Origin of the sequence: Butyricicoccus porcorum, from assembly GCF_051246315.1 — a bacterium.
Lineage (GTDB): Bacteria > Bacillota > Clostridia > Oscillospirales > Butyricicoccaceae > Butyricicoccus_A > Butyricicoccus_A porcorum.
Genome location: NZ_CP178353.1, coordinates 2716826 through 2743460 on the forward strand (window position 1 = coordinate 2716826; position 26635 = coordinate 2743460).

The following is a 26635-nucleotide window of genomic DNA, read 5'->3' on the forward strand; positions in this document are numbered from 1 at the left end:
CTTTCATTTTCTTATTCCTACTTATTCTGTAGGTTTAGTAGATTTAATGTGGCTATTATATCTGTCCCCTGCTCGAGATGCAACCCCTTTTCCAGAATTATGAAATTTTTCATGGATTTTGGCAGATTCGGGCCTGCGGACAAAAAGTTGGACTCCAAAAGGAGGGAACTGAATGTATACAAAAGAGCAGGAAGAAATCGCACTAAGAGAATACGAGCGGCTGGGATCAATAGCTGCTGTAATCCGTCGGTTAGGATACCCGAGCGAGTCTACGCTTTACCGCTGGTATGAGCGCAAAAAAGCCGGGTTAGAGAACAGACATGGCCACACAGAAGAGTCTCCCACAGAGATGGATCATCACTGCAACACATCGGGGCATCCAAGGCATCCCTCAGCAGAATTCAAATATGAGGTAATTCACCGTTGCTTTGAATTAGGCGAAGATGTAGAATATGTATCAAGGGAAATCGGATACAGCCGTATGAGCATATACGTCTGGCGCAGGAAATATCTGAAGTATGGGATGGTGGGTCTGATGGCGAAGAGAAAAAGCATACCAAGGGAGCCGTTGCCTCAGGATCATGCATTGCCTGAATCTGAGGAACTGGAGAATCTTCGAACGCAACTCCAGGAACTGCAGTTTGAAGTAGATGTGCTGAAGGAGACCATCTCAGTTTTAAAAAAAGACCCGGCATCGATCTAACGGTACTCAGAAACCGTGAAAAGGCAGTGATCATCGATGCCTTGAAGGGGAAATATGCACTGCCAGCGCTGCTGTCCCGTTTTAAGATGGCCAAAAGCAGTTACTATTACCAGCAAGCTGTTATGAACAAACCCGACAAATATCTATCCCAACGGGCACAAATCACCTCGATTTTTCACGAAAACAGGGGCATATATGGTTACCGTCGCATTTATCTGGCGCTGAAGCGCAAAGGGATTATGCTCTCCGAGAAGATCATCCGCCGGATCATGAAGAAGAAAAACTGGTGGTTTTGCGCTCGAAGAAACGAAAATATAGTTCGTATTTGGGGAAATCACACCCGAAGTAGAGAACATCATTTTACGCGATTTCCATGCAAATCAGCCGTATGAGAAGTTGCTGACGGATATCACAGAATTTGCCCTTTCGAACGGCAAGCTATATCTCTCCGCCATGATCGATTGTTTTGATGGAATGGTTGTGGGCTGGACGATCGGAACCCGCCCAATGCCGATCTGGTCAACACCATGTTGGATCAAGTGATTGCCGATCTGCCAGAGGGCTGTCATCCGATTGTCCATTCTGACAGGGGCTGCCATTACCGATGGCCCGGATGGATTGAACGGATGAATGGGGCCGGTCTCATTCGCTCTATGTCTAAGAAGGGCTGCTCCCCCGATAACGCAGCCTGCGAAGGTTTCTTTGGAAGGCTCAAAAACGAAATGTTCTATGGCCGCTCTTGGACAGGAGTCTCGCTTGACGATTTTAGCCGGGAGATTGACCGCTATATCAATTGGTATAACCATAAACGCATCAAGTTATCTCTAGGTGGGATGAGCCCGATTGAGTATAGACATCATCTTGGTTTTGCTGCATAATCAGTCCAAGATTTTGTCCGCACCCCCTTCCTGAAAAATTTACCGTATTTTCCTGTTTTTCCGCGTAACGCGCTGTGTCTGCACATAAAAAGCACCCCCTCGGGAAAATTCTTCCTTTGGAGGTGCCCTGATTCAAATTTGATAATCCTGTGTCTGCTGCCGGTACTGCGAGAGCGGAACGCCATAGCGCTGCCGGAAAATACGGGAAAAATAATTCACATCCCGGTAACCCAGCTGCGCGCTGATTTCATATATCTTCTGGTCGGTGTATTGGAGCAGATACTGTGCGCGCAGCATCTTGATATCCGTAACATAGCTGCGATATGACCGTCCCAACTGACTGCGGAACAGCTCACTGAGCGCCGTATTGCTGAGATAATGCGCTGCCGCCACATCCTTTTGCAGGCAGCCGCCATCCACATTGTCCAACAGATAGAGCAGGATGCTGTCCAGCTTGGCGCAGCCCGTCTTTGGATACAGGATGGCAATCCTGTCACTCAGCTCTCCCAGCCTTCTCCTGCAATAATCGCGCACCATACTCGGGCTGCCGGCGCCCATCCAGTCGATGGTATCATATGCCTCCGGCTGCTCAAAGCGCGACAGCCACGGGCGGTCTGCGAAGGTGCGCTCCACGACAGCTCGGTAAAGTGTGCGCACCATGACATCGATACGGGCATCGTTTCCCTGTTGAATCCCGGCAAGTGCCTGTACCACCTCGTCAAAACGCTGCGGGAGCTGCGGTGAACCCATCTCTTCCGCCAGCGCAACGCTCTCCTGCTGCAAAACCGAATCTGCCTGTCCCATGCGGTCGCGCACGCGCAGCAGGACAGGCAGCAGCGTTTCCTCCGTCAGCGGGCGCAGCAGATAATCAAACGCGCCATATAAAATCCCCTGCTGCGCATACCGGAAATCGGGAAATTCGCTGGTCAGTACCACAAACCCGCACAGTTCCTGCTGCCGGATGCGCCGCAGCAGTTCCAGACCATCCAGTCCGCTCAGCATCAGGTTGAGAAACACAAGGTCAAACTTCTGCTCACACAGCAGGTGGTACGCACATTCGCCGTCACGCACTGCCGTCACCTCAGCATATTCCTGAAATCGATCCCAAATGGAATCGCGCGGTTGGTCAACCGCTTCCAAAATCCGGAGTCGTGTTTCCATCGTTTCCTCTTTCCCCATTCATTTCACAGTGGAAGAGTATGGTATCATATTTCTGCCATTCTGTCAAATTGATACCTGCGCAGCGTCCTCAGCTGCGCATACGCTTTGCTACCTGCTGTCCGGTTGGGGTTGTTGCAAGCCCCTCCTGGCTTGTCTCGCGCAGGCAGGCGGGCAGCAGTCTGCCGATGCGGCGCATGGAATCGATGACCTCATCCGGCGGAATGACACTGCGGACGCCGGCAAGCGCCATCTGGGAACTTGTCACCGCATTGACCGCACCGGAAACATTTCGCTTGATGCACGGTACCTCTACCAGACCCGCAACCGGGTCACAGGTCAGACCGAGCATGTTTTTCAGCGCCAGTGCCGCCGCATGCACAATGTCTTCTTCCCCGCCGTTTTCCAGATAAGCGACCGCCCCGGCAGCCATGGCGCTTGCAGAGCCGATCTCCGCCTGACAGCCGCCCTCCGCACCCGCAATGCTCGCACTGGCGGCGATCACCTCGCCGATGCCTGCCGCGACAAACAGTGCTTCAACCATGCGATTCTCTTCTGTTCCCTTCTGTTTTTGATATGTGAGCAGTACAGCGGGGATGACACCGCAGGAGCCTGCGGTCGGTGCCGCGACAATGCGGCGCATGCAGGCATTGGACTCCGCCATTTTGACAGCCTTTTCCATAACCTCGGACAGATAGTCGCCGACCAGATGATTTCCCTGCCTGCGGAACTGCTCGAGCTTCGCACCGTCGCCGCCCGCCATGCCGCTGGCAGAACGCAGCTCTGCGTCGTAGGCTGTGTCGGCTTCCTTCATTGCGCGGTACATATGGCGCATGGTCTCAAAGGATTCCTCTTCGGACACGCTTCGCTCCGTGCAGTCATCTTCCAGAATGACTTTCCAGAACGGAATGTGCCGTTCCTGTGTGCAATCCAAAATTTCCTGTAATTTTTCAAAGCTCATTGTCATTCACCGTCCTTCAGGCTGTAATAGGTGACCTTCTGTACACCCTCGAGGTGTTCCAGCCATGCGATAGACTCCTTCGGCACCTCCTGGTCACATTCGATGACCATAACAGCATAGCCGCCGCGCGAAGCACGGTACAGCTGCATCGTGGCAATATTGACCGACTTATGTGCCAGCATGCTCGTGACCTCCGCGACATGCCCGGGCTGGTCGAGGTTGTGGACAATCAGCGTCGGATAATCGCCGGAAAAGTTTGTGGAAATGCCGTCGATCCCCGCAATATTGATGCGCGAGCCGCCGATGGATTCCCCGACAACCTCCAGCTTTCTTCCGTCAATGCCAGTCAGGATGAGCTGGACGGAATTCGGGTGCGCGTCGCGCAGCTCCGCCTCTCCGAAGGTGATTTCAATGCCGCGCTCCTCCGCAATGCGCATGCTGTCCGGAATGCGGCTGTCATCTGTCTTCATGCCGAGCAGTCCTGCGACAAGCGCGAGCGTTGTGCCATGTCCTCTGCCGGTCGCCAGAAAGGAACCGTACAGCAGGATCTCTGCCTTTTTCAGCGGTTCTGCCAGCAGCTTGCGCGAGACATATCCGATTTTTACCGCGCCCGCTGTGTGTGAGCTGGACGGGCCAACCATTACCGGCCCGATGATATCAAATACATTCATGTTTTCTCCTTCCATTTTTCTGTGCTGAGTGAAAACATTGATAAAAAAAGATAACGACAGTTTTTTCAGACGCCGTTATCCTGTTCCTATTATATCCACCCGCAGTCGTTTTTTCAATATCCCGGTATCGCTTTATACAGCAGATTTTTGTCTGGACAGAGAAACGGAGCCCGGCGAATCTGCTGTACGCCCACGCACCTTTTAACCGAGTTTGAATGTAAATGATTTTTTATGAACGATATACAAAAAATATCCTGCATTTTTGTGAATTAGTTTGATTGATTTTGACCGTCTGCTGTTATATACTATAGTCAAGAAAAACGAAAGGAGAGAGAACATGATTTACACAGTAACGTTTAATCCATCGCTGGATTATATTGTTGCGGTAGATGACTTCCAACTCGGCATGACAAACCGGACGACCTTCGAGCAGATCCTTCCCGGTGGAAAGGGCATCAATGTTTCGATTGTCCTGAATAACCTCGGTCTGGAGACCACGGCGCTCGGTTTTGTCGCAGGCTTTACGGGAGAGGAAATTCGCAGGCGTGTGGAAGGAATCGGCTGCCTGTCGAAATTCATCCCGATTGAATCCGGTATTTCCCGCATCAACATGAAGCTCCGCTCCATTGAGGGCACGGAAATCAACGGCATGGGACCCGCTATCTCCGCCGAAAAGATTGAAGAACTGATGCGGCTGCTGGATGATCTGACTGACACTGACATGCTGGTGCTTGCGGGCAGCATTCCATCCTCCATGCCGGATTCCATGTATATGGATATCATGAAACGGCTCAAAGATAAGCATGTTCTGATTGTGGTCGATGCAACACGGGAGCTTTTGGTGAATGTCCTGCGGTACCATCCGTTCCTCATCAAGCCGAACAATCATGAGCTGGGTGAAATTTTCGGCGTTGAACTGAAAACCCGCAGCGCCGTAGTACCATATGCAAAAAAGCTCCAGGAGATGGGGGCGCGTAATGTTCTCATTTCGATGGCAGGAGAAGGCGCGGTTCTCGTCGCGGAGGATGGCAGCTTTTATGAAACGCACGCGCCAAAGGGAACGCTGGTCAATGGTGTTGGCGCAGGTGATTCGATGGTAGCGGGCTTCCTCGCGGGATGGCTGGAGACAGGAGACTACAGCCATGCATTTAAAATGGGTGTCGCCGCCGGCAGCGCCAGCGCATTTTCCGAACTGCTGGCAACAAAAGCAGAAATCGAGCAGCTATATGCCACATTATAAGAGAATGGTATACTATGTAAGAAGGAGGATTTTATGAGAATCACAGATTTGCTGGACGCACGCAGCGTGGAACTCCATGCGGCTCCCTCATCCAAGAAGGAAGCACTGGATATGGCCATCGATCTGATGTGCAAAAGCGGAAAAATCGACGACCGGGAAGCGTATCGCAAGCTGGTTTACGCCAGAGAAGAGGAAAGCACAACCGGCATCGGTGAAGGCATTGCCATTCCGCACGGCAAGGGTGCTGCTGTAACCCGTCCGGGGCTCGCGGCAATGGTCATTCCGAACGGTGTGGACTTCGACTCCCTCGACGATGAACCGGTACACATTGTCTTTCTGATCGCCGCCCCCAACACAAAGGATAACATCCATCTGGATGTACTGAGCAAACTGTCCATGATGCTGATGGACGAAGAATTCATTGAAAAGCTGAAAAACGCAAAAACCGTCGAAGAATTCCTTGCAATCATCGACAAAGCGGATGAGGAACGCCCGGATCTGGACGCATCCATCGAGACAACGCAGTCCATGACAGACGCATCGTTCAAAATTCTGGCGGTTACTTCCTGTCCGACCGGCATCGCTCACACCTATATGGCAGCCGAAGCACTTGAAAAGGCCGCCAAGGCACACAACTGCTTCCTGAAGGTCGAAACCCGCGGTTCGAGCGGCGCAAAAAATGTTGTGACTGCACAGGAAATTGCAGACGCGGACTGTATTATCATCGCAGCGGACGCAAAGGTGCCGATGGATCGGTTCCACGGCAAAAAGCTGATTGAATGCCAGGTATCCGACGGCATCAGCAAGGCGGACGAGTTGGTTTCACGCGCCATGAGCGGCAATGTGCCGGTCTATGAATCCGCAAGTGGCGGCGCACATACAGACACATCCGCAAAGAGTGGCGGTTCGATTGGTCATCAGCTGTATGTCCATCTGATGAGCGGCGTCTCCCACATGCTCCCGTTCGTTATCGGCGGCGGTATTCTGATTGCACTCGCCTTTCTGATTGACGGTTTATGTGTCGATATGACCGCGCTCTCCGAAGAAGCGCGCGCCAACTTCGGTACCATCACTCCGATTGCCGCAACGCTGAAAAGCATTGGCGGAATTGCCTTCGGCTTCATGCTGCCGGTACTCGCGGGCTACATCGCAATGAGCATCGCGGATCGTCCGGGACTCGCGCTCGGCTTTGTCGGCGGTGCAATTGCCGCCAACGGCAAATCCGGCTTCCTCGGCGCGCTGGTCGCAGGCTTCCTCGCCGGTTATGTCATTCTCCTGCTCAAAAAGCTGTTTGAAAAGCTCCCACAGTCGCTTGAAAAAATCTCGTCCGTCCTGTTCTATCCTGTATTCGGCATCCTGATTGTCGGCGTCATCATGACCTTTGTCGTTGAGCCGCCGGTAGGCGCCCTGAATACACTGCTCAATACGACATTGACAAACATGAACGGTTCCGGTAAAATTTTCTTAGGCCTGATCCTCGGCGGAATGATGGCAATCGATATGGGCGGCCCGTTCAACAAGGCAGCATATGTATTCGGTACGGCCTCTATCGCCGCAGGCAATTACAACGTTATGGCAGCCGTTATGATCGGTGGCATGGTTCCGCCGTGTGCAATTGCTCTGGCATCGCTGCTGTTCAAAAAGAAATTTACAAAGGAAGAGCGTCAGTCCGGCCCAACCAACTTTATCATGGGACTTGCGTTCATCACGGAAGGTGCTATCCCGTTCGCTGCCTCCGATCCGTTACATGTCCTGCCGTCCTGCATTATCGGCTCGGCTGTTTCCGGTGCGCTGTCCATGATGTTTGACTGCACTCTGATGGCGCCGCACGGCGGTATCTTTGTCTTCCCGGTTGTCGGAAATGCCCCGATGTATGTCATCTCTCTGGTTGTCGGCACGGTAGTCAGCGCCGTCCTCCTCGGCATACTCAAGAAAAATGTAGAAGAATAATACACCGTTGTATTTTCCCTTCAACAGCACGGCTCACAGTTCGACCCTCTTCCTCACACACAGAGGGCAGCTGTGAGCCGACTTTTATTTCCCGCGGCGCACCCCGCCCATATCTGTCACGAAAGGAAGGATCTGCCATGCTCCCGGAGCAGCGCCATTCAAAAATATTGCAAATGCTGGAGGAAAAGGACAGCATTACTCTTCAGGAAATCAAGGATCGCCTCGGTATCTCTGAATCCACAATCCGTCGGGATCTGAATACGCTGCACGAACAGGGGCAGCTGGTTAAAGTTTTCGGCGGCGCCGTCGCGCCGCATATCAAAAGCAACGTACTGACCCGCGAAGACGCAGTCTCTCTGCGTGAAGAAATTCACAAGGAAGAAAAAGTGCGGATTGCCCGCTATGCCGCCGGACTTGTTTCGAAGGGTGATTTTGTCTATCTGGATGCAGGAACAACAACGGGCAGCATGATTCCATTTCTCCCGGTCAACGAGACCACCTATGTTACAAACTCTGTCTCGCACGCCCGGCTGCTGGCCCTGCGCGGCGCACAGGTACGCATCATCGGCGGCGAGATCAAAGCGGTCACAGAGGCTCTCGTCGGCAGCGAAGCCTATATGAATCTGAAAATGTACCATTTTACATTGGGATTTTTCGGCAGCAACGGCGTCGATTTTGAGGCGGGCTTTACCACGCCGGATGTCAATGAAGCTCTCATCAAGCAGTGCGCGATGGAGCACTGCCACAGATGCTATGTTCTGTGCGACGCCAGCAAGTTTGGCCAGGTTTCCTCTGTCACGTTCGGCAGCTTCGCATCCGCCTCTATCGTCACAGACGATCTGCACAACGAGGCATATCAGCAATGTGAAAACATCATCTGCGCCCCCAAAGAATAAAAAAAGACAAAAAGAAGAGAATGGCGTGTGCCGGAAAACCGACCATACCATTCTCTTTTTCAGTTACAACAAATGCAGCAGTTGGCGGATATCGTAAATTTGCAGCACCAGCACCGCAAAGGTAATCGCGGAAACAGCAAAACCCACAGAAAACAGAATCCGGTTGACCAGTCCCTTGGACGAGCACACGCCAAAGCTCAGCCCCCATTTCAGCGGGTACAGAAGGCGTTCATCCCTCCGGTTACACAAATCGAGTGCGAGGTGCGAAACAAATCCAACCGCAAAATACGGCGCCGCGAGCGGAAAAATAATCTCCACACACCCCGTCAGCAAGACCAGCGCCGGAATCGAATGCATAAACGAGCGGTGCGGCTGTTCCTTCCCAAACGCACAGAGCAGCAGGAATGCTGCCACGCCCGCCAGAATCCGCATCAGGCTGCTGTTGCGCATCAGCCTGTCATAAATGCCGAGATTCATTGTGGCTTCCGCCGCAGCAACCGCAAAGCATGCCAGCCCAGCGAGTGCAATGATCTTATCTGCCTCTTTGTGGGAATCCGAGGTGCCGATGTCAATGTCGCTGATGACCGAGCCAACGGCAAGCGTTCCTGTGCCGACAATCAGCTCCTGTATGTTCTGCGGATGCATGACCACCAGCCCGGCGGCCACGCCAACCGCCATATGTGTCTTTCCAAGCATATACTTTTTCCTTTATTCCTACATTTTTTGATAAGCATTGCCTATTTTAACGCAAATGCAGAAAAAAGTAAAGCGTTGAAATTCAGCAGATATCTTTCCTGCTGTATTTCCAGTATGCGACGGCAATGCCGATGACAGCATACAGCATGCCCGGCAGTACCATTTTCATGTCCAAACAGCCGTTTGTAACAATATCTGCGCCCTCCGTATATCCGAACGGCGTGGTATATTTCAAAAACTCCGCCCGATCGGAGAGATTGGCGATGAGATTTAAAAAGTATGCAATGGCAGCAATGCCCAGCCCAAGCCCCAGACCACCGCGGCGCAGGAATGCGGAAATACCAAAGCTATTGTATTACATCAAAAAAGGCCGCCTTCCGGCGACCTTTTGTTTTCTTCGGGCAATCCTGTTGCATCACAGCACCTTGCTGCCATTGGCTGTCAGCTTGAACTTGGCACCCAGCATTTTCGCGGCTCGTCTGCACATCACCATGCGTCCGAGGAAGATTTCAAAATATTCGTACATCGTACAAATATGCTCGTCAATCTGCAAATTGAGTGCAACAGTAGACTTTTTGGCATTTACCTTTAATTTTGCTTCGGTAACTGCATAATTGACGCGGTCATGGATATCAAATGCCGCCTGTTCCTTCTCCCGGACACGATTCCGGCGCACATCGGTTTTATCTGCGATTATCAGTGCGGCAGAAATCGGATCCATAGCACCACCGGTTGATTCATCGTGATGTCCGATTGCAGAAACAACTGTGATGCGATCCTCCAGCGGCAGGCCGATTTCCTTCAGCAGTTCATTGGCGAGGAGCGCACCGTACTCCGCATGATGCGTGCGGTTGACTGCATTGCCGATGTCGTGCATAAAGCCTGCAATTTTCACGAGTTCGATGTCATGCTCGGGATATTCAAATTTCCGAAGAATCTCTGCCCCGCGCTCCGCCACCAGACCACAGTGCGCCTGTGAGTGATCGGTAAATCCCATCACGCCGAGATTTTCATTGCCTTTGCGCAAAAATGCACAGATTTCTTTATTTTCCCGCACTGCCTGATACAGTGTCACAGGTTTCTCGTTTCTTTTAGTCGCCAAAACTGATGCCTACCGCCTTTATTTCCCGAATAATCGAACTGTCTGGATCAATCATCTTCAATTTCCCGGCGACCTTTTTCAGCGGCACCGGTTCCACCCTGCCATTGACAATTCCAACCATATTTCCATACTGCTGCTTCAGGATCAGCTCCGCAGCCGCAGAGCCCAGCCGTGTTGCCAGCACGCGGTCATACGGGCAGGGAGAACCGCCGCGCTGCATATGTCCGGGCACTGTAATACGGACTTCTTTGCCGGTTTTCTTCAGAATCTGATCCGCCAGTTCATACGAAACCGATGGATACTTGCTGTCCTTTTTCTTTTTTTCCCGGTCTTTTTTGCTGTATTCCGCGTCCTCTTTGGAAATTGCACCTTCTGCCACTGCGAGAATGGTAAACCGTTTTCCCGCCCTGTCACGCTTTTCAATCGCCTGGATGACTTTATCCACATCATAGGGGATTTCCGGCACCAGAATAATATCAGCCCCTCCGGCAATACCTGCATGCAGGGTGAGCCATCCGACCTTGTGTCCCATGACCTCAACGATGAAGACGCGGCCATGTGATGCTGCCGTCGTATGAATGCAGTCAAAGGCATGTGCTGCAATATTTGCCGCGCTCTGAAAACCGAAGGTCATATCCGTGCCCCAGATATCATTGTCAATCGTCTTAGGCAGCGTGATGATATTCAGCCCTTCCTCCCGCAGAAGATTTGCGGTTTTATGTGTCCCGTTGCCTCCCAGAATGACCAGACACTCCAGCTTCAGTCTGCGGTAATTCTTTTTCATGGCCTCGACCTTGTCCAGCCCATTTTCATCCGGCACGCGCATCAGCTTAAACGGCTGCCGGGAGGTTCCCAGAATCGTACCGCCTTCTGTAAGGATACCGGAAAATTCTGCCGGGGAAAGCCGTCTGTAATTCCCATAGATCAGGCCTTTATAGCCATCCTCAAAACCATAAATCTCTACATTCTTTGCCCGTTCATACAAAGCCTTTGCCACGCCGCGCATCGCTGCATTCAGCGCCTGACAGTCGCCTCCGCTGGTCAGCATTCCAATTCTCAACATAAACTGTCCTTTCGTCTGTATTCTTTTACACAAAATTATTTCAGCCCGCATTTCCGATACTGCCGGATGATTCTGCTGTATCGTGTTCTCTATCCTGATTCTATTGAATCATTTACCTGTATATCACAGAAGTCCAGCGGTTCGATCATTCGATTGCATATTTACTATTAGAACAGTTTTCCCACACACCTTCCACCATAGTTTGGTAAAATTATCCGGACTTGTGTAAAATATTCTTTACATTGCGAAAGCAAAGCAACAGGGATCGATGCTGTGCACCGATCCCCTCTGTTTTCTTTTGCAGAAATAGTCACACGATCCGTTTTTTTCAATACACCATTGTATAAACAGCAAAACGCCCCCACGGCAGACGGAAACCATCGCCATGGGGGCAACCTGTCAGAAGCAGCGCATCTGACAAATTCTATTTTTCATCATCCGGTCACTTACATGAGTTTGCGGAACAGCATCTTGAAGTCCTCGACACTTGCATCCTTCGGGTTTCCGGGTGCGCAGGCATCCGCCGCTGCGGATTCTGCCAAAAAGTCCAGGTCCTCTTCCTTCAGCGCTTCCAGCTTGGACGGAATGCCAACATCCGCAGACAACTGGCGGACAGCATCGATTGCCGCCTTGCGATATGCCGCCTGATCCATTCCGGTCGTGTCAACGCCCATGGCTTCCGCAATGGCCTTATACTTTTCACCGGTGCAATCCGCATTGTATTCCATGACAATCGGCAGCATCATTGCGCAGGCAACACCATGTGGCGTGTCATAGACCGCGCCCAGCGTATGTGCCATGGAGTGTGCAATGCCCAAACCGACATTGGAGAATGCCATGCCCGTAACGAACTGTCCCAGTGCCATGCCTTCCCGGCCCTCGTCCTCATTTTGAACCGCAGCGCGCAGATTTTTGGCAATCAGGCGAATCGCCTCGAGATTCAGGCAATCAGCCAGCGCCCACGCGGCCTTGGTGGTATAGCCCTCGATGGCATGTGTCAGGGCATCCATACCAGTGGAAGCGGTCAGGCCCTTCGGCATGGAGGACATCATGTCCGGATCGACAATGGCAATATCCGGGATATCATTGGTATCCACGCAGACGAACTTGCGCTTTTTCTCCACATCGGTGATGACATAGTTAATCGTGGCTTCTGCTGCCGTTCCGGCGGTTGTCGGCACAGCAATTGTGAATACTGTACGGTTCTTAGTCGGTGCTACACCCTCGAGAGAACGAACATCCGCAAACTCCGGGTTATTGATGATAATGCCGATGGCCTTGCCAGTGTCCATCGAGGAACCGCCGCCGATGGTAATCATATAATCTGCACCGGAGGCTTTGTACGCCGCAACGCCGGATTTGACGTTCTCAATCGTCGGATTCGGCTTGATGTCGGAATATACCTCATATGCCATCTGATTGGCATCCAACAGGTCAGTAACCTTTGCTGTGACACCGAAACGGATCAGATCCGGATCGGAAGCAATAAATGCCTTTTGCAGTCCCTTACTCTGAATGATACCGGGAATTTCCTGGATAGCGCCCTTGCCATGATAGGAAATGCCGTTAAGTACAAAACGATTGACCATACTAGTTTCCCTCCCGTACTCGGTGTATCCTATGGTTAAAAATGGATACTGTTTGTTGGTTATATTATAACACATACGATTGAAAATAGCACAAAAAATATGAACCGAATATGCGGAAACCCGCGTCTGAGAGATAAGCCGCGGGTTTCTCAGGAGAACTAGAGAACCTATATAACTTGGAGAGTGTAAAATAGGAGAGTGAAATCAAATGGAACCGATTACTTCAGCGTCAGCAGCTCGTTCTTGAGGAACGATTCCTTGCAGCGGAACGCGATGTTGGTGGAAGCAGTGCCGTCATATACATTCGGGCTGCCCTGACGACCCTTTGCAACACAGTCGCAGAACTCTTCCATCTCGGTGATGTAAGCATCATGCCAACGGGTAACGAAGTCCTGATAGCACTCACGGCATACGCCATGCTCGCTCATAACTTCAACCATGGAGCTTGCCGGTACGCCTGCGATGCGCAGCGTGCCACGGGTGCCGACGATTTCGGTCTCAACATGCGAGCCATGTGCTGCTGCACGGCCTGCGAAGAAGAATGCCATTGCATCGTTCTCGCACTGCATCAGGCAGGAAACATTGTCGCCGTCGTCCCAATCCTTGTACTGCTTGAACTCGAAGCAGCCGCCGATTGCCCACAGCTTCTTCGGCTCGGAGCCGGTCAGCCAGCGGATCAGGTCGATATCATGAATGGACATGTCGATGAACTGTCCACCGGAGCGCGGTGCATACTCGAGCGTGCCCTGAATGATGGAAATCGGGTCCTGAGAATAGCAGCGAACGAGGATAACATCGCCGATGTCACCATTTTCCATCTTCTGCTTGGCAACCTGATAGGAATGATCGTAGCGGCGCATGAAGCCCAGCATGAAGATCAGCTCCGGATGGGACTCGATGATCTTTTCTGCTTCCTTGCACTTTTCTACGGTATCAGACAGCGGCTTCTCACAGAAGACATGCTTGCCTGCGTCCATGGCAATCTGAATCATCTCAACATGCGAATCGGTGTTGGTGATGATAGCAACTGCCTCGACCTCCGGATTTGCGCACAGTTCCTTCGGATCGCTGTAAACAGCGGTAACGCCCAGCTCTTCCGCAACGGACTTTGCACGGTCGAAATCCTTATCACAGATCGCAACCAGCTCAGAGCCCGGTACGCGGTTTGCGATATTGCAGGCATGCTCATAACCCAGACGGCCGACGCCGATGATGCCAATTTTCAGCTTTTTCATGATAATTCGCTCCTTGTATATAAATGATTTAGAGTATTACAGACCAGTGTACTTGTTGACATAAGCGCGTGCCATGCGAGCATAGTCAAGCGGATTTGCCTTTGCCGGATCCTGCTCCGCCTCGACAACCAGCCAGCCTTCATAATTGTACTCATCCAGCAGCTTGAAGACGGTCGGGAAGTCTACGCAGCCCTCCGGGTCGCCCGGTACCGTGAATACGCCTTCCGGAATCGAGCGCAGGAAGCTCTTGTTTTCTGCATAACACTTTTCCATTGCCGGCTTGCGGACATTCTTCAGATGTACATGGCCGATGCGGTCGTGATGCTTCTTGAGTATTTCAATCGGATCCTCGCCGGAGAAGGTCAGATGACCGGTATCATAAATCAGGCTGACATACTTCGGATCAGTCATCTCCATCAGGCGGTCGATCTCCCCCGTCTTCTGTACGGTGGTCGTCATGTGGTGATGATAAACGATCTTCATGCCGCTGTCATAAGCGATCTTGCCCAGATGATCGAGGCCCTTGGTGAGAACCTCCCACTCATCATCGTTCAGAACCTTCTTGTTCGCCAGCGGGGTGTTCCACTGATGCTGAATCGAGAAGCTCTGGTCAGAGACATTGATGACCTCAGCACCGATAGCCTTCAGGAAATTCATGTGGTCGACAAACGCGCGTTCATTCCACCACATCGGCTGCTCGTTGAGATACGTGCTGATCCATGCCGTGATAGCAGAGATGCCGCGGCGGCCGAATTCCTCGTTCAGGACTGCCGGATTTCTCGGATACTGGCAGCCGATTTCTGTGCCGACATAACCGCTCAGTGCGATTTCACTGATGGTCTGGAGAAAGCTGTTCTCCGCGCCCATCTCCGGCATGTCATCCTCCGTCCATGCAATCGGAGCAATGCCGATTTTTACTTTCTTCGGGTCTAACATGATTCTCTCCTCTCATGTGCTGTGTTGATATGGATTTGCTTTTTATCCCAGGAACGGGCGGGTGGTATCCGCGCCCATCTTGATGACAGCTTCTGCGTCCATTGCCCAGTACTCCGGACGGAACAGCTCAAGGCAGGCCGGGCCATCATATCCGACAGCCTGTACTGCGTCTGCAACCTCCTGCACCGGAATAGCGCCGAGACCCGGCATCAGGCGGTGGCAGTGGTCGAGAATACCGAGCGGCAGGTCTTCGCAGTCATTGATATGGAAGACAAACAGCTTGTCCTTCGGAATCTTGCGGATATAGTCGACATCCGCACACTTGTCGTGCAGATAAACATTGATGCAGTCGACAGTCAGGCCAACGCTGTCGCGGTTAACTGCCTGTACAATTTCCAGCGCCTGACGGACGCTGTTGCAGCACCACTTTCTGTCGCCGATCGGCTCAAAGGACAGCTTGACACCATACGGCTCTGCGATATCTGCAAGCTGGTTCAGAACCTTGACGGAATCCTCAAAGACTTCCTTCTCGTTCTTCGTGCAGATTTCATCGGTAACCGTTGGAACAACGATGATGTACGGGTTGCCAATCTGCTGTGCGATTTCGCAGCCGAATGTAAACAGCTCTACGAGCTCCTTCCATTCCTCCGGCGTGCAGAAGTTGATGTTTTCAATCGAATTGAACGCAAACGGCTTGAGGTGGCTCTTTGCAAAGAATGCCTTGAGGTCATCAACCGTATGTGTCTTCAGGTATTCCTTCAGCATATCGAGACGCAGCTCGATGTAGTCATAGCCATACTTTTCGCACAGTTCGAGATCTTTTTCGACCGAGGAATTTTCCTTGCAGGTCGCTTCGTTATAACCTAATTTCAACATGGGAATGTACTCCTCCTTACATGCTTACATTTCGCCGCGTGCTTCGCGCTCCGCCAGCTCCTTGATAATGGCAGGATACTTATTGTCCAGCTTGTACAGTGCCAGTACAACGACTGCAATGACCCAAACCAGAATCGGACCCCAAATGTAAATGTTCTGAATCATAGCCAGTGCCGAATCCGGCTGTACAACCGAAGTACCAGACGAGCTGATGTAGCCAGCTGCATCCAGCAGCTTGGAGATAATCGCACTGGTGATGCCGTTGCCCAGCTTAAATCCAACTGCGCCGCCGGCAAAAATCAGAGATTCCTGACGAATATGTGTTTTCCACTGACCGAATTCTACAACGTCACCCAGCATGCCGAAGACAACTGCCGTCAGCGGTGCCTCGCCCAGTGCACGGATGATGCAGGTAACCAGTGCCCAGGTAAAGCTGCCGGGATTCAGCAGGAATGCCGCATGGGCAACGACTGCCACAATCGCACCGACCAGAGAAATCTGCCGCTTGCCGAACCGGCGCAGCAGGAACGGGCAGAGCATTGCGCCAACAACCAGCGTCAGCGTTTCGCCCAGATACAGGACACTGTACATCCAGGTATCGTTGTGGAGCAGATACTTGCAGTAATACGGCAGTGCGGTGCCGACGATGGTACCGTGTACACAGGTAACAGTCCACAGAATCAGGCATGCCCAGAAATACTGGTTGCCAAGCAGCGCCTTGAGCGACTTGCCGAGGGATACCTTGCTGTCCTTGCTTTCCTGTGCTTCAATATGTACGGTTTCCTTGCAGCGTACAAAGCAGATCATCAGCATGATGAACGCAAGGATAACCCACATGGTCATGGCCTTAACCCAGGCTGCCTGATCGTCACCGAACAGCTTGACAACCGGCTGGGTGAAGGTTACGGCAATGATGCGGCCAATCGGTGCCAGCGACATGCGGAAGATGGACAGCATATCGCGCTCGTGAGAGGAACGCGTCATCATCGTGGACAGCGTACCATACGGTACGTTAATTGCGGTATAGAATACCGTTGTTGTCAGATTGTAGGTGATAAAGATGTACCAGAACTGCAGGGAGCCCTGCGTCTGCGGTACCGTAAACAGTGCGATCGCAGAAACACAGTAGGGAATGGACATCCACAGAATCCACGGACGTGCCTTGCCCCATTTGCTCTTGGTCTTGCTGACGATGACGCCCATGATTGCGTCGCTCGTTCCGTCAAAAATACGGGAAATCAGCATAACCAGACCAACTGTTGCGACCGAAACGCCGGCATAGTCCGTATAGAACAATACCAGCAGTGCGGAAATCATGCCGTAAACAATGTTACAAGCTGTATCGCCGAATCCATAGGCAATTCGTGTGCCAACGGTCAGCTTCGGTTCATTTCCCAGAACCGGCGTGCTGTTTTCATTCATAACTCTCTCTTTCCTTTCTGCCGCCCACTTCCATTGGAACAGCATATGATTGTTTCTGAAAAATAGCAGCACTCTTCTCACATTGTTTTTCTGCTCCGGATGGTTTCCCACCCGGAGCAGCCCAATAGATAAATTACTCTACTTCGCTGATCTTAACCGGACGGCCTTCCTTCAGAGACTTCGCAGCAGCCAGTGCGATCTTGACCGGCTGGATGCCGTCGATGCCGGTTACCGGAGTCTCGGTGTCGTTCAGGACAGCCTCGGTGAATTCCTTTGCCTCGGAGATGAACGCATTGTTGTAGCGCTCCAGGAAGAACCAGGTCGGCTTTGCGATTTCAACGCCCTCTGCTGTGGAGATCATGGACATATCGTTCAGGTCGTTGGAAACCTGTACGCAACCCTTGTCGCAATGAACTTCCGTGCGCTGATCGTAGCCGTAATGTGCGGCGCGGCTGTTGTCAATGACGCCGAGTGCGCCGTTTTCAAACTTCATCATGATGATAGCCGTATCAACATCGTCGTACTGGTCATAGCCTGCGCCGGACAGAGCTGCACCGTATGCAGTTACCTCAGTAACCTCGCTGCCTGCCAGATAGCGAACCATATCGAAATCATGAATGGTCATATCCATGAAGATGCCGCCGGAAACCTTGATGTAATCCATCGACTGATGATCCGGGTCGCGGGAGGTAACCTTGACGATGTGCGGTGCACCCAGCTTGCCGGAAGCAACGGTATCACGAACCATCTTATGGTTGTGGTCAAAGCGGCGGACAAAGCCTACCTGCAGCTTGACACCTGCCTCTTCTACAGCAGCCAGTGCCTCACGGATCTTGTTCAGATCGGTGTCAATCGGCTTCTCGCAGAAGATATGCTTGCCAGACTTTGCAGCGCGCATGATGAACTCTGCATGGGTGTTGGTGGAAGAGCAGATGAAGACTGCCTCGATGGACGGATCAGAGAAAATCTTTTCCGGATCATCATAGCATTTTTCAATACCCATGGATGCTGCCCACTCACGGGTTGCGTCGTTCATAAACGGATCTGCAACCGCATACAGCTCTGCGCTCGGAACAGCGTGCGCCAGATTTTCACCGTGCAGCTTGCCAATGCGGCCTGCACCCAGAAGACCAATACGTACCTTTTTCATAATCATTCTCTCCTTTTTTGTGGCTGAGATGCCACGAATTTACGTGTTGTATCTGTCCCTGTACTGATTTACAGCAGCCAACAGATGGTTTCCCGCGAAGCGGCTGAATCGGCATTTCTACCCTGATTCCGCACCAAACAGCACGGATATTCTGTCGTCCGCAGCTCTCAACTTCATGCCTAAATTATAGCAAAACAGCGTAAAAATCCGTTAACCGATTATTGCTGAAAAAAACGCCTTTTTCGGGGCTTTTTTCGCGTTTTCACAAAATGACTTGCATATTATTGCTATTTCCGGTCAGATAGCACAATTTTTCTTTGTCTTTCACAATATCACCAAAATGTAATCATAAAGTTGTTATACGTGATAAATCGCAATAATTTGACAATTTTTCCGTACATTTAACAAGACGTTGTAAAGAAATTATCTGTAAATCATGGTAAAATTCCTTTCGAGATGAGAGGAAGGTTTTATGCGTCAGTCAAATTTTCTGAAAAGCCGCCTGCGCGGCGAGTGTATTCCCCAATGCATCAACAGTCACTTTATCAACGAGGAACACAGCAGCAAACATGTGTTTTTGCCTCACGCGCACAAGAATTATCTCGAATTGTTTTTTGTCTACCAGGGCGAAGGACAATACATGGTTGACGGACAATATTACAACATCCGCAAGGGGGATATTGTTATCATCAATGCCGGTCTGCTGCACAGCAAGAGCTGTGCCTTTGCCAAGAATCTCCGTTCCTACAGTGTAGGGATCTGTGATCTGGCCCTGTCTGGTCTCCCGGACAACTGCCTTTGCGCAAAAGGTGAACCCCCAGTGGTTTCCTGCGGTTTGATCTCCGATCAGATCGGCGAAATGTTCCGCCTCATCTATTTATTGCATTCTGATAAAAAGCATCTGAGCGATATCTGTGACTGTATAGCGCTGTCTCTGATTCTTCTGATCTATGAAATGCTCAACAGCCGCAGCCAGAACGAATCAAAAAAGCCGCGTTCTTCCGCTTCCACTATGGCAGACCGCATCCGCAATTATCTGGATGAACATTACCGCGAATCCCTCACGCTGTCCGCCATTGCGCGCGAGCTGAATGTCAATGAATACTATCTCTCCCATATTTTTAAAGATGAATTCGGTATTCCGCCGATGCAGTATGTCATGCGGCGCCGCATCGGTGAAGCACAGAGTCTGCTGATGGACACTTCTATTCCCATCGGTGACATTGCAGACATGCTTGGCTTCAGTTCGATCAGCCATCTGAACACCATGTTCAGCAAATATGTCGGGCTTCCTCCCGGCAAATACCGCCAGTCACTCCGTAATATGGAGGAATAACTCTCCACTCACATTGTATATACCGTCTCTCAGGCAAAACCCGGTTCCGATTGTGGAATCGGGTTTTTGTCTGCCTGTCCAACTGCATAAAAAACAGCGCCGGAAAACGGGAATATAGTCCTGCTCTCCGGCGCTGCGGCCGTCTGTATTCACAATAGCTTAAACTGATTTTTGTAAAAATCAATTTTTCCCTCCCTGCGCAGCCTGCCCAGTTCCGCAGACATTGCGCTGCGCTCCACGCCGAGATAATCGGCAAGTGCCTGCCTGTCATACGGAATGGAAAACATCCGGCTGTTGTGCTGCTTTGCCTGCACCAGAAGGAATGCCATCAGTTTTTCCTTTGTGGTGCGTTTGGAGATAACTTCGATTTTCTGATTCAGCATCAGATTTTTCTCCGCGACAATGTGCAGGAGATTATGAATCACGCGCGTGTGAAATGCACAGCAGTTCGCACACGCGGTTATCATCCGTTTACATGGGATCAGCATAACCTCACTGTCCTGTACGGCGGTCACACTGACCGGCAGCCGCTGTACTCCGGCACAGGCAAACGCCTCTCCGAACAGCTCCGGCGGCTCGAGCCGGGCGAGCAGCGTGCGGTTGCCATTATAGTCGTTTTTTTCCACCTGTATCCTGCCCGAAAGGACAATACCGACGGTTCCCACCGGGTCACCCTCGCGCAAGATTGTCTGATTTTTTATATAGGCAGATACATGCGCCTCTATGCAGTTCAGCATGCCGGGCAGCTCTGATTGTCCGATCCCATCAAATAACGGACAGGTCTTCAGCGATTCAAAATATTGTTCCATCTTTCGCTCCGTTCGTTGGAATTCCAACATATAGTCTTCCCTCAACCGTGTAAGATATCCTCAGTAAGTGAATCACTCACAAATTTCAGGAGGTAATAACGATGATTCGCAAGATTATCAAAATAGATGCAGAAAAATGTAACGGCTGTGGCGCATGCGCCAGTGCCTGTCATGAGGGCGCCATCGGCATGGTAAACGGCAAGGCACAGCTGCTGCGCGAGGATTACTGCGACGGTCTGGGCGACTGCCTGCCCGCATGCCCGACCAATGCAATTTCCTTTGAGGAACGCGAAGCTCCCGCTTATGACGAAGCCGCTGTGCAGGCGGCAAAGGCACAAAAGGCAAATGCACTTCCGTGCGGCTGTCCGGGCACACAGTCACGGGCAATTCATCATGGGGAGTCATCCGGCATCCGTCAGACAGCAGCGCCTGTCGTCAGCCGACTGTCCCAGTGGCCGGTACAGATCAAGCTCATTCCGGTGAACGCGCCATATTTTGACGGCGCTGACCTGCTGATTGCCGCCGACTGTACCGCTTATGCCTACGGTGATTTCCACAACACATTCATCAAAAACAGCATCACACTCATCGGCTGTCCCAAGTTGGACAGCGTCGATTATTCCGACAAACTGACACAGATCATTGCGGGCAACAACATCCAAAGCGTGACAATCGTCCGCATGGAGGTACCCTGCTGCGGCGGCATGGAGCACGCAGTCAGACACGCGCTGCAGGCGAGCGGCAAATGTATTCCCTTGCAGGTTGTGACCATCTCCACCGACGGAATGATTCTGGAATAACCCCCTCTCACATCAGCCAGCTTTGCAAGGAGACTCTCCCGCCCGTTGACAACTGCTTTTGTCACGCAATCGTGGGAATGCCCTTCCGGTGCATTCACATCCTGCGGATATACTGTGTATTCATTGCACGACGTTCTGCGGGTGTCCGTCCAGATAGCACCGAATATTTTCGTAGACAATGACCGCACGCTTTTCAAACGCTTGCTTTGTGGCAAAGGCGACATGTGGCGTTGCGATGACATTGGGCGCATGCAGCAGCGGATGTGACGGGTCAAGCGGCGGCTCATCCTCAAAGACATCAATGCATGCCCCGGCAAGACGGCCTTCCGTCAGCGCTGCGGCAAGCGCTTCGGAATCGACAACCGGGCCGCGCGCGGTGTTAATCAGAATTGCCCCCGGCTTCATCAGCGCGAGGTTGTCCGCATTGATAAGTCCCTTGGTTGCCGGAGTAGACGGAACATGCAACGATACGATATCACAGGTTGCCATCAGTTCATCGAGCGATACGTAAGTAATGCCCGGAATGTCCTTCCTGGTACGGCTGTAGGCATAGACGTTGCAGCCAAACGTCTGTGCGATGGAAGCCACACGCAGGCCGATGGCGCCCGTGCCAACAATACCAAAGGCCTTGCCTTCCAGCTCGAAACCGACCAGACCGTCCTTCGTGCCGCCCTTGCGGACAACCTCGTTACATGGGATGATATTTCTCGCCAGCGTAATCAGCATGCCGAACACAAGATCAGCGACAGCCGAGGTAGAATAGCCCGCACAGTTGCAGATCATAATGCCGCGCTCCTTACAGCATGCCGCATCAATGTGATCAACGCCTGTAAACGCGACACAGATCATTTTCAGCTTTGGGCATGCCTCGATGACCTCACGCGGGTACTTGAAATTAGACAGTACGACGATATCTGCGTCTTTGCTGCGTTCAATCAGGGTCGGAACATCAGTCACGCGGTCAGGATAAAAGACCAGCTCCGCGCGGTCACCGATCACAGTCTTGGCATCTGCGGTAAACTTTTCCATTGCCACGCCAAGCGGTTCCAGAAATACAACTTTTATCACAAAAACTCCTCCTTATTTCAAAGTACCTGCAAGACAGGCAGACCGTCTGCTGTCGACAGCAATTCCGTCGAAGCATCTGCTTGTACTTCTTTCTACCATATGGTTTATCACATTACAGCCGACTTTGCAAGCCGCTGCGGGATATTGGAGCATCCGATTTCACACACACAAATGAGGCCATCGGGAGATGGCCTCATGAGCCTGTCGAAGAACCCGGCTGCGCATTAAGCGAGAGCCAGATTTTGGCACATATAGGGAAAAAGCCGGAAAACTGGAATAGGGAAATGGATCTTCCACTTCCACATAGCCAGCTTTTTCAGATTCATGGCAGCAAATTTAAGCTTCACCCAGTTGGTAACTTGAGCCAAGCCTCGATATTGTGTATAGCGCATACCATGCTTTTCTTTGGCATCTGCAAATACACGTTCAATCTTTTGTTGTCGGAGTTTATATAAGTCACGATATTCAGTCATATGACGTGCGTCTTCTGCCAACTCTACATAATCAGCCCATACGTGTCTGGTGACAGTCTTTTCAAACTTTGCACTCGATGTACACAGCTCTCTGGTCGGACAATGTTCGCAGACGTATGACCTGCTCTTATATTCACGATATCCATCTTTGTTCGTTGTTGCATAATGAAGTGTTTTATACTCCGGACAGATTACACAATCATAATACTCATCATAAACATATTTCCACCATTCATGACCGCCTTTCTTTGTCATTGGACGTTTATATGCTGTAGATAATACTCTTCCACTCTCAAAAATACGTTTACAAATCGAAGGAGTTTTGTAGGCGCTGTCTGCTACTATCGTTTTATGTTCTGGGTAATGTTCGCAAAGCTGGTCATATAACGGGTCAAATGCTACACTGTCATGTACATTTCCTGCTGTTACTTCTACGTCGAGAATAAAATTATGCTTGTCACAGGCTGTATGCGCTTCGTAGGCAAAACACTTCTTGTGTTCACCTTTATGGAATACGCCGGCATCCGGATCCGTTGTCGAAACTGTTATTTCTTTCTCCTTTGGCGGTGTTGAATCGTCATCATCGTTGAATGGCTTTTTGTCGTGTTCTTCGCGATCTCTGTTAATTTCTTCCCGCAGCTCCTTTGCATATCGTTTTGCTTCAACTGGAACAGCTTTTCGTGCTTTTTTCTTCATGTTTGCACTTGCTTTGATATGTGTCCCATCGATAAAAATTGCACTCGTATCCAGAAATCCTTCCTTTGCTGCTGTGTTCAATATCCACCGAAATATATATTCTACAGTTGCTGTTGTAAAACGATGCTTAAAATTATAGCTTACTGTTGAAAAATGCGGCACCTGCTCATTCAATGGATAACCGATAAACCACCTGTATGCAACATTCATATTCACTTCTTCCAGCGTCCGCCGGAGCGATGGTATCCCATATATGTGCTGTATCATTACAATCTTAAACAATACTACCGGATCGATACTTGGCCTGCCGTTGTCCTTGCAGTACAAATCATCTACAAATTCATAAATTTGTTTGAAATCTACTGCTGCATCTATTTTCCTCAGTAGATGATCCTCGGGCACTAACATATCCAGACTTACAATCTCTACTGCCTCTCTGTTTTCCTTCCCTTTTACTATCATTTTATCACCTGTCTCTCTTATCTTTATTATAACAGAAAAAGCCGCCTTTCGGCGACTTTTTCGACAGGCTGATGAGGCCATCGGGAGATGGCCTCATTTTTACACAGCGCTCTTTTCACATCGCAGTTCCTCTGTTTCTGCCGATTTTCCTCACCCGCTCCATGTTTTTGCGCAGCTGAATGCCTGCGAAAATCAGCGCACAGGCTTCTGAAATCCAGAAAGCAAACCAGATTACATCGATTCGTCCCAGCTTTCCGAAGAGCAACACAACAGGAATCAGCACGATGCACTGGCGGATTGCTGTGGAAATCATATTCACTATTCCATTTCCCAGTCCGGAAACCGTATAGCCAATCATCATTGTGACCGATGCCGGAAGGAAACTGATACAGATAATCCGCAGAGCTGGAATGCCCATTTGTTTCATAACATCGCTTGCGGAAAAGGCATCCAAAAGCAGGCCTGGGATTGTCATGAAAATGACAGCGCCAATGCATGCGATAACCAATCCATATCTGATCGTAGTGCGATAGGTTTCCTCCACCCGTTTCAGTCGGTTTGCTCCGTAATTGTACCCGACAACCGGAAGCGATGCCTGTCCCATGCCATTGAGCGGCATAAACAGGAAGTTCTGTAATTTAAAGTATACGCCAAAAAATGCCACAGCAGTCGAAGAAAATACGATGAGTACCATATTCATCAGTGCAATCATCACACTGCCAAATGCCTGTGTGACGATAGTCGGAATGCCAACCTGATAAATTGTCAGCACATTGGCAGCTTTCATGCGAAAGCCTTTCCAGGCAAACCGCAATTCCTTATTCTGTATCACCTGTAGCAAAATACCACACAATGCCGAAGCCCACTGCCCGATGACAGTGGCAATTGCCGCTCCCGCGATCCCCATTGCGGGACAGCCAAAATATCCAAAAATCATAATGGGATCGAGAATCAGATTGACAACCGCACCTGCCAGTTGGGCAAACATGCTGGAAACAGTTCTTCCTGTCGCCTGCAAAATTCTCTGGAAAAATGTCGCGAGAAAAATACCGGTCGCATACGTCTGGCAAATCTGTAAATACGTGGTGCCATAGTCCAGAATTGCCGGATCATCCGAAAACAGCACGATAAACGACCTGCTTCCACAGATTCCCCACAGGACAAAAATCAAAGAACTGAGCATGGTCAGAATCAGCCCGGTAGTAGCGGCCTCATTTGCTTCCCGATACTCTTTTGCGCCCAGCCTTCTGGAGACCAATGCATTGACACCGACACCGGTTCCCACTGCCACAGCAATTTGCAGCATATGGGCGGAATATGCCAGCGAAGTCGCTGTCAGTGCCTGTTCGTTGATTCGCGCCACAAAAATGCTGTCCACGATGTTATACATGGATTGCACCACCATGGAAATCATAATCGGCACCGCCATGGATAACACCAGTCTGGGCACAGGCATGACGCCCATTTTATTTTCTTTCTGCATATCGTACCTCTTTCTTTTTGCCAAAACAAAAAGCGTGAAAATACAGAGGACTAGCAATCCTCAATACTTTCACGCAAAAATGCCGGCTAATCATTTTTAATTCATCTGCATTTTATCATAGAAAATTTCAAAAATCAATCTTTTCTTGCTCAAATTCTCCGCAATCTGCCATTTATCGGATATCGTTTCTGCGATGCTCCCGTCAGCTCTTTCTGTTCACTCTACAGTCAAGTATCCTCTTTTTTTCTACTTCATCACAACCGAAACGGTAAACTGTTCTGCGCTGATGAGCATTTCCCTCCTGCACTTTGGACAAAACAGGGGGAAATTTTTCAGCACGTTTTCCGGCAACAGCTTCAGCCGCGTTTTTCCCCGGTAAAGCGGGCAGAGTACCCACTCAGATCGTTTCACAGTATCTTTCATACCAACTGCCCCTCATCAACAGAAAATTTACCCTTACTTATCAGAGAAATACTGCGGAATTTTAAAACATAAGTTTTAAAACCATTGTTTTGAATCATTTGTTTCATTATAGAGCATTGACATCGGACTGTCAACGGGCAGAAAAAAGAGGAAACCGTAACGCATTGCACGGTCCCCTCTCTTCGTTTTCTTTGCTGCATTCATATCCCGGTTTTGTACAGCGGAATGACATTGATGACCGGTTCTTCATACGGATGTACCGCTTTGATTGCCTGCATGGTCTCTTCCAGTCTTTCCGCCTTACAACAGACCTCAACCTTCAGTTCCGGCTCTTCACTGATTTCATTTTGTACGCCGATATATGGATCGGTGCCCGCCAGCGGCCGCCAGGTACCGGTGACCCGGCTATATGAAAGGCAGCTGTCATAATTTCCGATGTGCCCGGCATCCACCTGCTGCAATATTGTTTGCAGTGCATGAAAATGTGTCTCCGGAATAAAAATTTCCAGTTTAAAATATTGAAATTGCATTCTGTCACCTGACCTTTTGGCATGCCCTG

General features: G+C 50.6%; 26 protein-coding genes and 1 pseudogene. 8 read left to right on the forward strand and 19 right to left on the reverse strand.

The window, feature by feature from the left end; all coding sequences use genetic code 11:
• Positions 1-172 precede the first annotated feature (172 nt).
• The 3 genes and pseudogenes from ACLM7Z_RS13400 to ACLM7Z_RS13410 all read left to right on the forward strand — a co-directional run.
• Positions 173-703, forward strand: a complete 531-nt coding sequence (locus tag ACLM7Z_RS13400) for a transposase (protein ID WP_435644886.1) — start codon at positions 173-175, stop codon at positions 701-703.
• Between the two features lie 26 nt (positions 704-729).
• Entirely contained in the window at positions 730-1095 is a 366-nt protein-coding gene (locus tag ACLM7Z_RS13405; RefSeq protein ID WP_435645318.1) for an IS3 family transposase, read from the forward strand.
• Positions 1096-1189: 94 nt separating this feature from the next.
• Positions 1190-1581: pseudogene (locus ACLM7Z_RS13410) on the forward strand (transposase); the annotation flags it as partial.
• Between the two features lie 132 nt (positions 1582-1713).
• Here ACLM7Z_RS13410 and ACLM7Z_RS13415 read toward each other — a convergent pair.
• The 3 genes from ACLM7Z_RS13415 to sdaAB form a co-directional block, all read right to left on the reverse strand.
• Positions 1714-2742 (reverse strand): response regulator transcription factor, encoded by a 1029-nt coding sequence (locus ACLM7Z_RS13415; protein WP_165761024.1) that lies wholly within the window; start codon positions 2740-2742, stop codon positions 1714-1716.
• A gap of 88 nt (positions 2743-2830) precedes the next feature.
• Positions 2831-3706 carry an L-serine ammonia-lyase, iron-sulfur-dependent, subunit alpha gene (sdaAA, locus tag ACLM7Z_RS13420; RefSeq protein ID WP_435645319.1) on the reverse strand — a complete coding sequence of 292 codons (876 nt, stop codon included), beginning with the start codon at positions 3704-3706 and terminating at the stop codon, positions 2831-2833.
• Complete coding sequence (sdaAB, locus tag ACLM7Z_RS13425; protein ID WP_087017568.1) at positions 3703-4371, reverse strand: L-serine ammonia-lyase, iron-sulfur-dependent subunit beta; 669 nt, start codon at positions 4369-4371, stop codon at positions 3703-3705. Before sdaAB ends, sdaAA begins: the two co-directional genes overlap by 4 nt.
• Positions 4372-4708: 337 nt before the next feature.
• Here sdaAB and pfkB point away from each other — a divergent pair, with 337 nt between their 5' ends.
• The 3 genes from pfkB to ACLM7Z_RS13440 all read left to right on the forward strand — a co-directional run bounded on the left by pfkB (position 4709) and on the right by ACLM7Z_RS13440 (position 8457).
• Positions 4709-5611 carry a 1-phosphofructokinase gene (gene pfkB / locus ACLM7Z_RS13430; RefSeq protein ID WP_087017566.1) on the forward strand — a complete coding sequence of 301 codons (903 nt, stop codon included), beginning with the start codon at positions 4709-4711 and terminating at the stop codon, positions 5609-5611.
• A 33-nt stretch (positions 5612-5644) separates the two neighbouring features.
• The gene (locus ACLM7Z_RS13435) at positions 5645-7561 is read left to right on the forward strand and encodes a PTS fructose transporter subunit IIABC (protein ID WP_087017564.1); all 1917 of its coding nucleotides are present in this window, start codon (positions 5645-5647) and stop codon (positions 7559-7561) included.
• A gap of 137 nt (positions 7562-7698) precedes the next feature.
• A complete protein-coding gene (locus ACLM7Z_RS13440) occupies positions 7699-8457 on the forward strand; it encodes a DeoR/GlpR family DNA-binding transcription regulator (protein ID WP_435645320.1) in 759 nt (252 codons plus the stop codon).
• Between the two features lie 63 nt (positions 8458-8520).
• Here ACLM7Z_RS13440 and ACLM7Z_RS13445 read toward each other — a convergent pair whose 3' ends face one another.
• From ACLM7Z_RS13445 to iolG, 10 genes are all read right to left on the reverse strand, one after another.
• Entirely contained in the window at positions 8521-9153 is a 633-nt protein-coding gene (locus ACLM7Z_RS13445) for a metal-dependent hydrolase (protein WP_435645321.1), read from the reverse strand.
• 82 nt (positions 9154-9235) lie between these two features.
• Complete coding sequence (locus ACLM7Z_RS13450; protein ID WP_435645322.1) at positions 9236-9388, reverse strand: hypothetical protein; 153 nt, start codon at positions 9386-9388, stop codon at positions 9236-9238.
• 180 nt (positions 9389-9568) lie between these two features.
• On the reverse strand, positions 9569-10255 hold the full coding sequence (locus ACLM7Z_RS13455; protein ID WP_435645323.1) for an HD domain-containing protein: 687 nt from the start codon (positions 10253-10255) through the stop codon (positions 9569-9571).
• Positions 10245-11318, reverse strand: coding sequence for a 6-phosphofructokinase (locus tag ACLM7Z_RS13460; protein WP_435645324.1), 1074 nt, complete (start codon positions 11316-11318; stop codon positions 10245-10247). Before ACLM7Z_RS13460 ends, ACLM7Z_RS13455 begins: the two co-directional genes overlap by 11 nt.
• 446 nt (positions 11319-11764) lie before the next feature.
• Positions 11765-12907, reverse strand: a complete 1143-nt coding sequence (gene fucO / locus ACLM7Z_RS13465; protein ID WP_273350596.1) for a lactaldehyde reductase — start codon at positions 12905-12907, stop codon at positions 11765-11767.
• Positions 12908-13125: 218 nt separating this feature from the next.
• A complete protein-coding gene (locus ACLM7Z_RS13470) occupies positions 13126-14142 on the reverse strand; it encodes a Gfo/Idh/MocA family oxidoreductase (protein WP_435645325.1) in 1017 nt (338 codons plus the stop codon).
• Between the two features lie 36 nt (positions 14143-14178).
• Complete coding sequence (gene iolE, locus ACLM7Z_RS13475; protein ID WP_087020039.1) at positions 14179-15078, reverse strand: myo-inosose-2 dehydratase; 900 nt, start codon at positions 15076-15078, stop codon at positions 14179-14181.
• Positions 15079-15120: 42 nt separating this feature from the next.
• Complete coding sequence (locus ACLM7Z_RS13480; protein WP_273349211.1) at positions 15121-15954, reverse strand: sugar phosphate isomerase/epimerase; 834 nt, start codon at positions 15952-15954, stop codon at positions 15121-15123.
• Positions 15955-15978: 24 nt separating this feature from the next.
• Positions 15979-17376 carry an MFS transporter gene (locus tag ACLM7Z_RS13485; protein WP_087017558.1) on the reverse strand — a complete coding sequence of 466 codons (1398 nt, stop codon included), beginning with the start codon at positions 17374-17376 and terminating at the stop codon, positions 15979-15981.
• A 133-nt stretch (positions 17377-17509) separates the two neighbouring features.
• Positions 17510-18526, reverse strand: coding sequence for an inositol 2-dehydrogenase (iolG, locus tag ACLM7Z_RS13490; protein WP_205703601.1), 1017 nt, complete (start codon positions 18524-18526; stop codon positions 17510-17512).
• A gap of 472 nt (positions 18527-18998) precedes the next feature.
• On the opposite strand from iolG, the gene ACLM7Z_RS13495 reads away from it, so the two are divergent.
• Positions 18999-19862: an AraC family transcriptional regulator gene (locus ACLM7Z_RS13495; RefSeq protein WP_435645326.1), complete on the forward strand. Its 864-nt coding sequence runs from the start codon at positions 18999-19001 to the stop codon at positions 19860-19862.
• A gap of 149 nt (positions 19863-20011) precedes the next feature.
• Here the strand turns inward: ACLM7Z_RS13495 and ACLM7Z_RS13500 are convergent, their stop codons facing one another.
• Positions 20012-20671: a Crp/Fnr family transcriptional regulator gene (locus ACLM7Z_RS13500; RefSeq protein WP_087017554.1), complete on the reverse strand. Its 660-nt coding sequence runs from the start codon at positions 20669-20671 to the stop codon at positions 20012-20014.
• Between the two features lie 101 nt (positions 20672-20772).
• Between ACLM7Z_RS13500 and ACLM7Z_RS13505 the strand changes: the two genes are divergently transcribed.
• On the forward strand, positions 20773-21471 hold the full coding sequence (locus ACLM7Z_RS13505; RefSeq protein ID WP_087017552.1) for an ATP-binding protein: 699 nt from the start codon (positions 20773-20775) through the stop codon (positions 21469-21471).
• Positions 21472-21591: 120 nt separating this feature from the next.
• Here ACLM7Z_RS13505 and ACLM7Z_RS13510 read toward each other — a convergent pair whose 3' ends face one another.
• The 5 genes from ACLM7Z_RS13510 to cutA all read right to left on the reverse strand — a co-directional run bounded on the left by ACLM7Z_RS13510 (position 21592) and on the right by cutA (position 26606).
• A complete protein-coding gene (locus tag ACLM7Z_RS13510; protein WP_273349222.1) occupies positions 21592-22536 on the reverse strand; it encodes a 2-hydroxyacid dehydrogenase in 945 nt (314 codons plus the stop codon).
• Between the two features lie 227 nt (positions 22537-22763).
• A complete protein-coding gene (locus ACLM7Z_RS13515; protein ID WP_435644792.1) occupies positions 22764-24170 on the reverse strand; it encodes an IS1182 family transposase in 1407 nt (468 codons plus the stop codon).
• A gap of 115 nt (positions 24171-24285) precedes the next feature.
• Positions 24286-25653 carry an MATE family efflux transporter gene (locus ACLM7Z_RS13520; RefSeq protein WP_435645327.1) on the reverse strand — a complete coding sequence of 456 codons (1368 nt, stop codon included), beginning with the start codon at positions 25651-25653 and terminating at the stop codon, positions 24286-24288.
• Positions 25654-25899: 246 nt separating this feature from the next.
• Positions 25900-26076 carry a cysteine-rich KTR domain-containing protein gene (locus ACLM7Z_RS13525; RefSeq protein ID WP_330395835.1) on the reverse strand — a complete coding sequence of 59 codons (177 nt, stop codon included), beginning with the start codon at positions 26074-26076 and terminating at the stop codon, positions 25900-25902.
• Positions 26077-26276: 200 nt separating this feature from the next.
• The gene (cutA, locus tag ACLM7Z_RS13530; protein ID WP_273349219.1) at positions 26277-26606 is read right to left on the reverse strand and encodes a divalent cation tolerance protein CutA; all 330 of its coding nucleotides are present in this window, start codon (positions 26604-26606) and stop codon (positions 26277-26279) included.
• Positions 26607-26635: the final 29 nt, after the last annotated feature.